This is a genomic window from Brumimicrobium glaciale, assembly GCF_004152935.1.
Lineage (GTDB): Bacteria > Bacteroidota > Bacteroidia > Flavobacteriales_D > Crocinitomicaceae > Brumimicrobium > Brumimicrobium glaciale.
Window position 1 is genome coordinate 125,334 of record NZ_SETE01000003.1, and the last position, 12,788, is coordinate 138,121.

The following is a 12,788-nucleotide window of genomic DNA, read 5'->3' on the forward strand; positions in this document are numbered from 1 at the left end:
AGTTAAGCCCCATTTCATTATTTAGATTCCTAAAAATTATGTATATTTGTTAAAAATTAAAAGATAATATTATGAAAAAGATTTACGTAATGGCAGCTTTTTTAGGGGCAACGTCATTTGCTTTTAACCAAAAAGCAATGAACAGTCCTTTACCAACAAAAGCACAAAATTCAAAAGCTATAGCTCAAACAGGTAATGTAGAGAAAGCACTTGGAGCGTCTTTATACACTAACGATTTCAGTACAGTTACTGATTGGACAGTGGGGACAGATGAAATCCAAGGTAGCTGGGTTCTTGGTGTTGCGGCTGATTTGCCAAATGCACCTCAGTACTATGCAGCAATTAATTCAACGACTAAAGCAAACGGTTTTGCATTCTTTGAAGGAGTTCAGCATTTATTAAATGATCCAAATCCACCAGTAGCGAATCAAAACGCGTGGGTAGAGATGACGACATCAATTGATTTATCAGGTGAAAGTTTCGTTACTTTTACATTCCAACAACGTTATAGATCATTCAACTCTGACATTACTTATGTTGAAGTAAGTTTAGATGGTGGTGTAACTTGGGAACAAGAAATCGATGTTAATGATGGTGTTATTGAAGCGGGAGCTCCAAACATTTCAGTTGATTTTGCTGTAAACAATTCTTCTACAGTTAAATTTAGATTTAGATGGAACAGTATGTCAGCTAATGCTGGTTATGCTTGGCAAGTTGATGATGTTGAGATTTTCGCATTGTCTGATAACGATGTTGAGATAACTGCAAATTACAAAGGAACGGACGGTATGTATTACCACCAAATTCCTTTAGCTCAAGCTTCTCCTATCGCTTTCGAAGCAGATGTAAAAGGTAAAGGTATTGCAGCACAAACTAACGTTAAACTTCAAGTTTCACAAGTTGGTGGTGCTTATGTAGGAACATCTCAAGCAGTTTCTTTAGACTATGGTATCGCAGATACATTAAAAGTAACTCCACCATTTACTCCAAATGCTATTGGAGCATATGAAATGGAATTTGAATTACTTAATGATGCTACTGATGATATGCCAACTAACAACATGATTGCTAATTATGAATTCGAAGTTGGACAAAATATCTATGCACGTGATAACGGTATCGTAAACAGTCAAGTTGATGGTTTAGGATATTCTACACCTTTAACTGTAGAGCCTGGTGTTTTATATAAAGTTTTTGCTGATGCTGAATTAACAGCTATCAATGTAACTTTTGGTGATGCATTAGACAACGGAATTCAAGTATTCGGTAAAATTTATTTAGCAACTGATGTAATCGGACCTGGTGAAATAGCTGAAACTCTTCCTTATGTTACAACTGCAGCTGATGTTGAAGGAACAGAAGTTACTTTAATATTCGAAACTCCAGTTCAGTTAACTGCTGGTCAAGAATATGTAATTAGTGCTAAAGCTTTTGAAGTGAACTTCTCTGTACTTTGTGCAGGTGAAAGCCCACTAGGAACAGCATTTAAATTTGGTGCTTTAGGAGCAGGTGGAACTGAAGGTTGGTTTGTTCAACCATTCACTCCAATGATCCGCATGAACTTTGATCCTTCATTAGGAGTAGAAAACAATGAGTTATCTAACCTTAATGTTTCTGCAAACTTCCCAAATCCTTTTGCTAACGAAACTACAGTTCAATTTAACTTGAAAGAAGCATCTACTGTTTCTTACAAAGTTATTGACATGACTGGTAAAGTTATGACAGAAGTTTCTGAAGGAAACACTATGGCTGGTGATCACCAAATCACTATCGATGGTACTTCTTTCGCTAACGGAGTTTATTACTTAAACATTACAGCTGGTGAAACATCTGTTACACGTAAAATGATCGTGAACAAATAATCATCAATTGATTACAATATAGAAAAGAGGAGCCAATTGGCTCCTCTTTTTTTTTAACTATAATTTAATAAACATACTAAAACATATTTGAAACTGGTGCGTTATATAGATGTTAGGTTTCATAAGTAGTAGTGTTAAACAAGAGAGAAGGCGCCCGCTTTCTCTCTTGTTGTTTGTACGAGAATTTAAAATATGAATCTAATCATCCCAATTAATCAATTAAGTTTCCAATTCATTAATTTGAATTAGATTCACTATTGCCCGATTGAACTATACTCCAAACTTCTAGAGTGAAGTCTACATACAAACTTGCCTTTCTTTTATTCAATTCTTATTTATTCTTATTGCCCAACAAGCTAATTCGTAATTCTATAAAAAGAGATTCCATTCAATGCGTTTCAAATGTCATGCGCTGCACTGAGCCAACCAATGCGAGCTGTTCAATGATTATGCAGTAAATAGTTCTAGTTGGTTTTACGGGAAAGAGATTGCGTTCTAAATCACAACCACTATTTGGAATATCACTCCCTTCTAGGAAAAGTAAAAAAGGGATTCCTAAATGCTATGTGTTATCGCAATAATGGCTCACTAGGTTTCATTTCTGCTAAATGTAATTCCACAAGAGAATTCATATTTCACATAAAAACCAAAAGCTTACGATATTTACATTTACGAAACCAAACCAATAGTTTCTAAATTCATCTGTAATCAATTTATGAAATAGAGATGAATTACTCAGAGAGAAAAGTTATGGACATTAGAAATTAATAAAATTAAATCAGATCAAAAATATGTTAGTTTAATCATTAACATATTTTGTCACTTTAAAAATACGAAAACAAAAAACGAGGGGTTTATACCATTGTTAGGTTTCATAAGTAGTAGTGTTAAACAAGAGAGAAAACGCCCGTTTTCTCTCTTGTTGTTTATTAGAACTTCTATCATGATAGCTTGTCCAATTAAATAATCAATAGTTCCATTCAAGAGAGTGACTTGAGCTTGAACAATAAAGAATTTTGAAGTATAAATAAGTACAGATTAGACAAAGCAGAGAATAGTATATTCATTAACATATTTTGCCAATTCAAAAATACTAAAACAAAATATAAGAGGTTTATAGCATTGTTAGGTTTCATAAGTAGTAGTGTTAAATAAGAGAGAAAGCGCCCGCTTTCTCTCTTGTTGCTTATTAGAACTTCTATCATGATGGCTTGTCCAATTAAACAATCAATAGTCCTATTCCAGAGGGTACTTTGAACTTGATCGATAAAGAATTTTGGTTCTATATGATTTTGTGTGGGTTGATTTAAAATCCATGGTTTTAATTGAAGCTAAACGATTGTTAATTTGGTTCTACTTTTATTTAAATGGAAACTTTCTATTAAAATACATTTCGCTTAATTTTATAAATTCCTGTTATTTAAGTCTTTATTATTCGAAAACCTCCAACTAGCGGACTAACCAACTGAAATACAGACAACCATATTCTTGTTTGTAAAAATAAAATGGTGACTTGGATAATTACTTTAAAATACAACTCATGTAGGTTACAGTTAAATTCGTAATAGAACTATTAATTTTTCAAAGGATTAAAATTGATTACCCACAGTATTTCATCTAGAGCCAGAATTTTGAAGTATAAATAAGTACAGATTAGACAAAGCAGAGAATAATATATTCATTAACATATTTTGCCAATTCAAAAATACTAAAACAAAAAACAAGGAGTTAATAGCACTGTTAGGTTTCATAAGTAGTAGTGTTAAACAAGAGAGAAAACGCCCGTTTTCTCTCTTGTTGTTTATTGGAATACTTATCTAATAATCATTAACATTTTTTCACGAATTTATTACAACAAAAGAAATGAATTGCAGTTATAAGGAAAGTAGTAGTTAAGTTTCATAAATAGTAGTGATAGTTTTAGAGAGGAGGGAATTAAATTTTCTTCCTCTCTTTTTGTTGATAGAGATTTAAAGACAAAAACGATTCATAAAGCAAATTACAATATCAAATAATCGAAAAATAATTTCATTGAATAGAGATAAAATATATTATAATGAGGGGTGATTATTCTAGAAGCCTACTAATAAGATAAACCGATTGCTATTTCGCTATCGTTAACGTCTATTTTATTTCCAAATGAATTTGAGCTAACAGTAAACTACTCTTCCTCCTGCTTTTTGTTTGGAATAATAATCCAAACAGCTACTAACAAAGCTCCCATTAACAAAAGGTATTTTGCATTAGGAATTCCTAAAGAACTTAATGAGAATCCGAAAATAATCGACAAAACGCTGGTGAGCAATAAAAGCGCAGAACCATTTAGAGTATCAGATTTTAATAATGAAAACAAATGAATCATTACTCCTAAGCTTCCAAAAACAAGTGCAATCAAAGGAAAAAAAGGACTACTGCTAATATCAGTAGCTTCAAAAGCGATTAGTATAAAAGGAAGTAACATTGCGAGCAATGCAACAAAAATTGAATATGTCCCCCATTTTGTCATGTTTCAAAAGTACAGTTTTAATCGAAAACAACATCTCTTCGTGAATTTAGATTCTCAAACTCAAAAAAATCACCCAATAATATAATTCAGTATCTTCTTTTTTGTCTACAGATTAGTTCTTACATTTGAGAAGTTCTTTTAATGAATGCAGTAATACTTATAAAGAAAGGTGGAGGGACAGGCCCTACGAAACCTTGGCAACCTTTTATTCGATTTATGTCGTTTATTTCCGGTGCCAATTCCTTCCCCAATAAATTGGGGATTGATAAGTTGAAAACTGAGTCGATTCTGACTTTTTTCTCCAAATTTCTTTTCTATTACGTAATACAAATACTTTCTATCAACTTTTAATGTTGCATAGTAATTTGTTGTGATCATTAATGAAATTAAAATTGAGAAGATGAAGAAAAGAGATATACGTGAATTAGTGAAGGAAAGAATCTTAGTGCTCGACGGTGCTATGGGAACAATGATTCAACAATACGACTTAGAAGAAGAAGATTTTCGTAAAGGTTGGTTTGAAGACCATGTAAAACCTTTAAAAGGAAACAATGATTTACTTTCATTGACCCGTCCAGAAATCATTAAAGAAATTCACGCTAAGTATTTCGAAGCTGGAGCAGATATTTGTGAAACCAATACATTTTCTGGAACTACAGTCGCTCAGGCAGATTATGATTTAGAAAAAGCGGTTTACGATATCAACTTTCAATCGGCTAAAATAGCCAAAGAAGTTGCAGATGAATTTTCAGCGAGAGAACCCAACAAACCAAGATATGTTGCAGGTGCAATTGGACCAACCAACAGAACATGTTCAATTTCTCCAGATGTAAATGACCCAGCTTTTAGAGCAATAACTTTCGATGAATTGGTTGAAGCATATAGTTTGCAAGTCAAAGCTCTAATTGAAGGAGGAGTTGATCTATTACTTGTCGAAACAATCTTTGATACGCTGAATGCCAAAGCTGCTCTTTATGCAATTGATGTGGTGCAAGAAGAAATGAAAACTGATTTACCGATTATGATTTCTGGAACAATTACAGATGCTTCAGGAAGAACTTTAACCGGTCAAACGACAGAAGCTTTCTTGATTTCAATTTCACATCTTCCAGTATTTAGTGTTGGATTAAATTGTGCTTTGGGTGCAAAAGAATTAAGACAATATCTTAAAATAATGGACGATAAGGCTCCGTTTTATGTTTCAGCTCATCCCAATGCAGGATTACCCAACTCATTCGGAGAATATGAAGAAACTCCGGAAATAATGGGTGAACAAATTGAAGAGTTTTTAAAAGAAGGCTTGGTAAATATAATTGGCGGTTGTTGCGGAACAACTCCAGCTCATATTAGAGTGATTGCCGATTTAGCGAAGAAACACGAAGTGAGAAAAATAAAATCACAGTAAATTTCAGAGCGTCCTCCCCCTTTATCCCTCCCGATTATTTCGGGACAAGCTCTCCAAAGGGGAAAATAAAAAACATCTTTGAAAAACTGATATAATATTTAGAAAATGAACAAAAAGAAAATACTTCCTCCATTAAAATTATCAGGATTAGAACCTTTGATTGTTACTCCAGAATCGAATTTCATCAATGTTGGAGAACGTACAAATATGACGGGTTCTAAAAAATTCTTGCGTTTAATCAAAGAAGATAAATACGAAGAAGCTTTAGAAGTTGCCTTAGACCAAGTGCAAGGCGGAGCACAAATCATCGATGTAAACATGGATGAAGGAATGCTTGACGGAAAGGTTGCTATGGTTCGTTTCTTGAATTTAATCGCTTCTGAACCAGACATTGCAAGAGTTCCTATTATGGTCGATTCTTCGAAATGGGAAATTATTGAAGCAGGTCTTAAATGTGTTCAAGGAAAAGGTGTTGTGAACTCAATTTCTTTAAAGGATGGAGAAGATTTATTTATTGAAAGAGCAAAAATTGTTCGAAGATTAGGTGCAGCTGTAATTGTCATGGCATTTGACGAAACAGGTCAGGCAGATAATTACGAACGCAGAATTGAAATTTGTAAACGTTCGTATGACATTCTAGTGGACAAAGTAAAATTCCCACCGCAAGACATCATTTTCGATCCTAATATTTTCCCTGTTGCAACGGGAATGGAAGAACACCGAAACAATGCCTTAGATTTCTTTAATGCGACAGAATGGATTCGTAAAAACCTTCCTGGAGCAAGTGTTTCTGGTGGAGTTTCTAACGTTTCTTTCTCTTTCCGTGGTAATGATTCTGTGCGAGAAGCAATGCACTCTGCATTCTTGTATCACGCGATTAAGCGAGGAATGAATATGGGAATTGTTAATCCAGCTTTATTGGGAGTTTATGATGATATCGACAAAGATTTATTAGAACGTGTTGAAGATGTTTTGTTGAACAGAAGAGATGATGCTACGGAAAGATTACTTGAATTTGCAGAGAATTTCTCAAGCGAAAGAAAAGAGAGAGTTGTTGACTTGGCTTGGAGAGAGAAACCCGTTCAAGAGAGATTAGCACATGCTTTAGTAAAAGGAATTACAGAATTCATTGATGAAGACACAGAAGAATGTCGCCACAACTATAAACGTCCAATTGAGGTGATTGAAGGCCCTTTAATGGATGGAATGAACATCGTTGGGGATTTGTTCGGAAGTGGTAAAATGTTCTTGCCGCAAGTAGTTAAATCGGCACGTGTAATGAAAAAGGCGGTTGCCTACTTATTGCCTTACATTGAGGACGACAAGCAAGAAGACGATAAACCGAATGGGAAAATCGTGATGGCAACTGTAAAAGGAGATGTTCACGATATTGGGAAAAACATTGTGGGTGTTGTGTTGGGTTGTAATAATTACGATGTTATTGATCTAGGAGTAATGGTTCCTGCCGAGAAAATCATCCAAACAGCAATTGAAGTAAATGCAGATGCAATTGGATTGAGTGGATTGATAACACCTTCCTTAGACGAAATGGTAACTGTTGCCAAAGAAATGGAACGTGCCAATATCAGTATTCCATTATTGATTGGTGGAGCAACAACTTCGCGCGTTCACACAGCGGTTAAAATCGAGCAGTTTTACACAAAAAACCAAACAGTTCATATCTTAGATGCTTCTCGATCTGTTACGGCTGTTGAGAGTTTATTAGGAAATAAACGTGATGTTTTTGTAGCGAATATTAAAGAAGAATACAAAAAACTGCGTGATCACCACGAGAAAAACAATGCAAGGAAAACTTATATATCATTAAAAGAAGCGCGAGAAAATAAATTCCCTATTGAATGGAAACAAAGCGATATCAAGGTTCCAAATCAGCTTGGTGTTTACAACTTTGAAGATTATAGTTTAGAAGAAATATTACAATACACAGACTGGACACCATTCTTCCAAGCATGGGAATTAGCAGGTAGATATCCAGCCATTTTAAAAGACGAAGTTGTTGGTGAAGCTGCAACGAAATTGTTTCAAGAAGCGCAAGAATTACTCAAAACAATCATTGAAGAAAAGTGGTTAACAGCCAAAGGAGTTTATGGATTATTTCCAGCGAACTCTATCAACGATGACGATATTGAGATCTATAAAGACGAAAGCAGAACGGAAGTTTTGTATACGCAACTTTCTATGCGTTCGCAATTAAAGAAATCAAAAAAAGCACATAATATAGCATTAGCGGACTTTATTGCACCAAAAGAAAGCGGAATCAAGGATTATATCGGAGGATTTGTGGTGACCACTGGAATTGGAATTGACGAACACCTCAAGAAATTTAGAGATGATCATGACGACTACAATGCGATTATGTTACAAGCACTAGCTGATCGTTTAGCAGAATCTTTTGCCGAATTATTACATGCGAGAGTAAGAAAAGAATTCTGGGGTTATTCACCAGATGAAGAGTTAGACAACGAATCTTTGATTAGAGAAAAATACAAAGGAATTCGTCCAGCTCCAGGTTATCCTGCGTGTCCAGACCATACAGAAAAGCCAGGTTTGTTCGAAATTTTAAACGCAACAGAACATACCACAATTAAACTGACTGAACACATGGCGATGTATCCAACGGCAGCAGTTGCAGGTTGGTACTTCGGACATCCAGAAGCGAAATACTTTGGAGTTGGAAAAATTACCAAAGAACAAGTTGAAAGCATTGCAGAACGCAAAGGGAAAAGCTTTGAAGAAATGGAAAAATGGCTGGGATCGAATTTGAGTTATTAAGAGTGGGGTTTGGTAAGTTCACAAATTGAAAACTGATTATTTGGCGCTGAATTGACGATTTTGCATATTTGGATGTGTAATATTTAACAATTACTGCACTTCTTAATGTGCAATTAGTGCGAATACTTGCACAACAAGATGTGCAATATGAAAGAATTAAGTAAACAAGTTGTGATTTATGAATTACTATGGCTTTCATACTGAAGATACATGGCACAATATGATTAATAATTATCAATTAAAGAAATAGTTAAAACCTGATTAACACTGGAAAAATCATCAATTCAAAACAGTTGTTTTCGTATTTGACAATTAACACTTGGTAAACACCCCTTACTTTAGTCAGTTTTTCATAGTATTTAACCCTTACTTTACTCTAAAATATTGTTAAATTAACCGTTACTTATAACAACATATTGAGTTAATTAACCCTTACCCGAAATAATTTCCGTATATTTGTACTATAGAATACCTAAAAAAGCACAAGACACTAAATTCAAAAGAATATGTTTTACCGAAGAATGATAAAAGAATTAGAGCGTTGGCGAACAGATAGTTTCCGCAAACCACTTGTTATTCGTGGCGCTCGACAAGTAGGTAAAACAACCTTGGTAGATGAATTTGGGAAACAATTTAAACAATATATCCATCTCAACCTCGAATCTGCACAGGACCGTTCTTTTTTCGAAAACTTTCGCGATATCCATCAATTATTTGCAAAAATTCTTCTACACCATAGAATGAAAAAAGAACTTGTAAATGATACCTTACTTTTCATTGATGAAATTCAAGAGATGCCAGAAGCAGTAAATATCTTGCGTTATTTTAAAGAAGATTTGCCAGAACTAGCAGTAATTTCAGCAGGAAGCATGTTAGAAACTTTACTAGGTAAGAACGTTACCTTTCCAGTGGGAAGAGTAGAATACAAAGTACTGCGTCCCGTTTCATTTGAAGAATATTTAACTGCAATGGGAGAAGAACAATTATTAGAAGAATATGCAAAATTACCAATTGAAAATTACGCCCATTCAAGTTTGCTCGAATCTTTCCACATTTACGCACTAATTGGCGGAATGCCAGAGATAATTCAGCATTATCGAAAAAACAAAGATATAACAGCACTTGGTCCACTATACGATAGTTTGATTCAATCATATATTCAAGATGCAGAGAAATATGCGAAATCAGATCATCAATTACAATTGATTAGATTTTGTATATACCAAACCCTTAAAAAAGCAGGAAGTAGAACATCCCTCACCGGTTTTGGAAATTCGAATTACAGTTCCAAAGAAATTGGAGAAGTACTGCGTGCATTAGAAAAAACGTATTTAATGCATATATTGTATCCAGTAACTGGCACCACATTACCATTGGAACCAGATCAAAAGAAAACACCACGAATTCAATTTCTAGACACTGGTTTAATCAACTATTTTTTAGGATTACAAAAAGACATTATTGGCACACAAGACCTGCACAATGTTTATAAAGGCACATTAATAGAACATTTAACAGGACAAGAATTACTTGCGCAAAAGACCCTCAGTTTAGATAAACTCCATTTTTGGATTCGTCAAAAAAAACAGTCTGATGCTGAAATTGATTTCTTACACGTATATCAAGGAAAAATCATTCCAATTGAGGTGAAATCTGGAGCAAAAGGCACATTAAAATCACTTCAGGTTTTTATGGACAAATCGCCACTTCATTTTGCAATACGACTTTACGCAGGTCAAATTCAATTAGATGAATTAAAAACTCAGAATGGAAAGTCTTTTCATTTATTAAGCCTCCCATATTATCTTACTGGCAAGTTAGACAAATATATAGAATGGCTTTTTGATAAATTAGGAGACATTCCAGAAACTCAATTTATAGTTGAGGAAAAAAAGGAAAGGTACGGCAAGAAAAAAAGTGTAAATAAAACATGGAAAATTGATGAATTGGGTAAAAAACACGTCCAAGTTTTAGTGTCCTGTATGAAATCACCTCAAAAAGGAAGAGTTCTTATTGAAGAGACATTGGGATTGAGCTACCAATCAGTTAATAAACGAAAATACCTTAATTCTTTGCGAGATTTAGAACTATTAGAATTTACCGATAAAGAAAATGAAAAAAGCAAAAAACAACGTTATCAATTAACTGAAAAAGGAAGAAGGTATTTAGAAGAGAAATAGTTAAGCGCTTCAGAATATTTCTTCATAAATATAAATCACAACAAACTAAAGTAAGAGAGTGAAAAAGAGAATGAGAGCGAAGGATGGGATTCGAATTTACACATAGAGCAAACCTCAATCCAACAAAATTTACTTATCTTTCTTTCATGTTTTCAGATAAAACCAGAAAATATCACTTAGCGGATACTCGAGAAGAGTTTTTAAAAAACTTTCCTGAGAGTAAAGAACTGACCAAAACTTTTCCTTTTGGTGAAGTGCTTTTTGTATTGAAAGAAGATGAAATTTATGCGTTTATTAATAATTGTCCGCACCAAGATCAAAAAATGCAAGGCTGCACTATTCATGATGGACGTGTAACTTGTCCAGTTCATAAGTATAAATTTGATGTAGAAACTGGTCGCGGACACGGCCTGTATCTGGACTTTTACCCTCTGGAAGAAGACGAAGATGGCTTTTTCCTTTTGCGTACTTATTTCAGTTGGTTTGGAGAATGATTGAAATCAATTTCTAACTAAACAATTCCTTTAAAACCTCTTCTATTCTTGTACAACCAATAATCTCAATTTTGAAATTCTCTTGCTTGATTCCTTTATTGTCTTTTGAAATTATAATTTTGTCGAAGCCTAATTTTTCTGCTTCTGAAATACGTTGATCAACGCGATTCACCGGTCGAATTTCTCCAGACAAACCAACTTCAGCCGAAAGACACACATTTTTTTCAATTGCCAAGTCAGCATTAGAAGATAATATTGATGCTACAACAGCTAAATCAATTGCTGGGTCGCTCACTTTTATTCCTCCCGCGATATTCAAAAAGACATCTTTTGCTCCAAGTTTAAATCCACATCTTTTTTCCATTACAGCTAAAAGCATATTCAATCTACGTAAGTCAAAACCTGTGGCACTTCTTTGAGGAGTTCCATAAGCTGCTGTACTCACCAAGGCTTGTACTTCAATCAACATCGGTCGCAATCCTTCTAGTGTTGCAGCAATTGCACTTCCTGAAAGCTTATCCTTGTTGTCTGAGATTAAAATTTCTGATGGATTTTCAACTTGACGTAATCCTGTTCCTAACATTTCGTAGATTCCTAACTCGTTTGTCGAACCAAATCTATTTTTGATGCTTCTCAATAATCTATAAACGTGATTTCGATCTCCTTCAAATTGTAAAACAGTATCTACCATGTGCTCCAAAACCTTTGGTCCAGCCAATGATCCTTCTTTTGTAATGTGTCCAATTAAAAATACTGGTGTATCAGTTTGTTTGGCAAAACGCAATAATTGCGCAGTACTTTCTCGAATTTGAGAAATACTTCCCGGAGAACTTTCTATGATATCTGTATGAATTGTTTGGATAGAATCAATCACCAACATGGTCGGTTGCAATTCTTCAGCATGTTTAAAAATACTTTCCAATTGCGTTTCAGTCAACAAATAACAAGTTTCATTCAACTCCCCTATTCTACTGGCGCGCATTTTAATTTGTTGCTCGCTTTCTTCTCCAGAAACGTATAATATTTTATGATTGGTTTCTTGCATTGCTACCTGCAACATCAGAGTTGATTTTCCAATTCCAGGTTCTCCTCCAAAGAGAATCAATGATCCAGGGACCAAACCTCCTCCTAAAACTCGATTCATTTCTAAATCGACCATTTGAATGCGTTGTTGTGGAATATCTTGAATTTCATGAATGGCACGTGGAACGGCAGTACGCTTCGTACTTTTAGAAAAAATAGTGACTTCATTTTTTCCTTTACTGATTACTTCTTCCACAAACGTATTCCACTCATTACAAGATGGACAACGCCCTAACCATTTAGCAGATTCGTGACCACAATTTTGACAGAAATGCGCTGTTTTTACCTTTGCCATGCTATAAATTTTTAGAAAAATACAAGTTATGATTTTACTCTATTTAAAGCGAAACCAACAAGAAATAAAAGTACGGTTTTCTAATGAATTAGTTCATTGAAAATTCAAAATACGTTAATTAATCAACATCATCTATTTCTCTTTCAAATCTAAATTGACCTATTATCAAT

At 34.3% G+C, this 12,788-nt stretch carries 7 protein-coding genes and 1 riboswitch; of the genes, 5 read left to right on the plus strand and 2 right to left on the minus strand.

Going from position 1 to position 12,788, the window contains the following annotated elements; translation table 11 throughout:
- Positions 1-71: 71 nt before the first annotated feature.
- Positions 72-1,862, plus strand: a complete 1,791-nt coding sequence (locus ERX46_RS07815; protein WP_130093303.1) for a T9SS type A sorting domain-containing protein — start codon at positions 72-74, stop codon at positions 1,860-1,862.
- 2,161 nt (positions 1,863-4,023) lie between these two features.
- Here ERX46_RS07815 and ERX46_RS07820 read toward each other — a convergent pair.
- Positions 4,024-4,368: a hypothetical protein gene (locus ERX46_RS07820; protein ID WP_130093304.1), complete on the minus strand. Its 345-nt coding sequence runs from the start codon at positions 4,366-4,368 to the stop codon at positions 4,024-4,026.
- Between the two features lie 154 nt (positions 4,369-4,522).
- Positions 4,523-4,640: riboswitch (SAM riboswitch) on the plus strand.
- A 128-nt stretch (positions 4,641-4,768) separates the two neighbouring features.
- Here ERX46_RS07820 and ERX46_RS07825 point away from each other — a divergent pair.
- The 4 genes from ERX46_RS07825 to ERX46_RS07840 all read left to right on the plus strand — a co-directional run bounded on the left by ERX46_RS07825 (position 4,769) and on the right by ERX46_RS07840 (position 11,240).
- Complete coding sequence (locus tag ERX46_RS07825; RefSeq protein WP_207214142.1) at positions 4,769-5,773, plus strand: homocysteine S-methyltransferase family protein; 1,005 nt, start codon at positions 4,769-4,771, stop codon at positions 5,771-5,773.
- 105 nt (positions 5,774-5,878) lie between these two features.
- Complete coding sequence (gene metH, locus ERX46_RS07830) at positions 5,879-8,566, plus strand: methionine synthase (protein WP_130093305.1); 2,688 nt, start codon at positions 5,879-5,881, stop codon at positions 8,564-8,566.
- A gap of 521 nt (positions 8,567-9,087) precedes the next feature.
- Entirely contained in the window at positions 9,088-10,746 is a 1,659-nt protein-coding gene (locus ERX46_RS07835) for an AAA family ATPase (RefSeq protein ID WP_207214143.1), read from the plus strand.
- Positions 10,747-10,829: 83 nt separating this feature from the next.
- Complete coding sequence (locus ERX46_RS07840) at positions 10,830-11,240, plus strand: Rieske (2Fe-2S) protein (protein ID WP_130093307.1); 411 nt, start codon at positions 10,830-10,832, stop codon at positions 11,238-11,240.
- A gap of 13 nt (positions 11,241-11,253) precedes the next feature.
- On the opposite strand, the gene radA is transcribed toward ERX46_RS07840, so the two are convergent.
- Positions 11,254-12,618 carry a DNA repair protein RadA gene (radA, locus tag ERX46_RS07845; RefSeq protein WP_130093308.1) on the minus strand — a complete coding sequence of 455 codons (1,365 nt, stop codon included), beginning with the start codon at positions 12,616-12,618 and terminating at the stop codon, positions 11,254-11,256.
- Positions 12,619-12,788 lie beyond the last annotated feature (170 nt).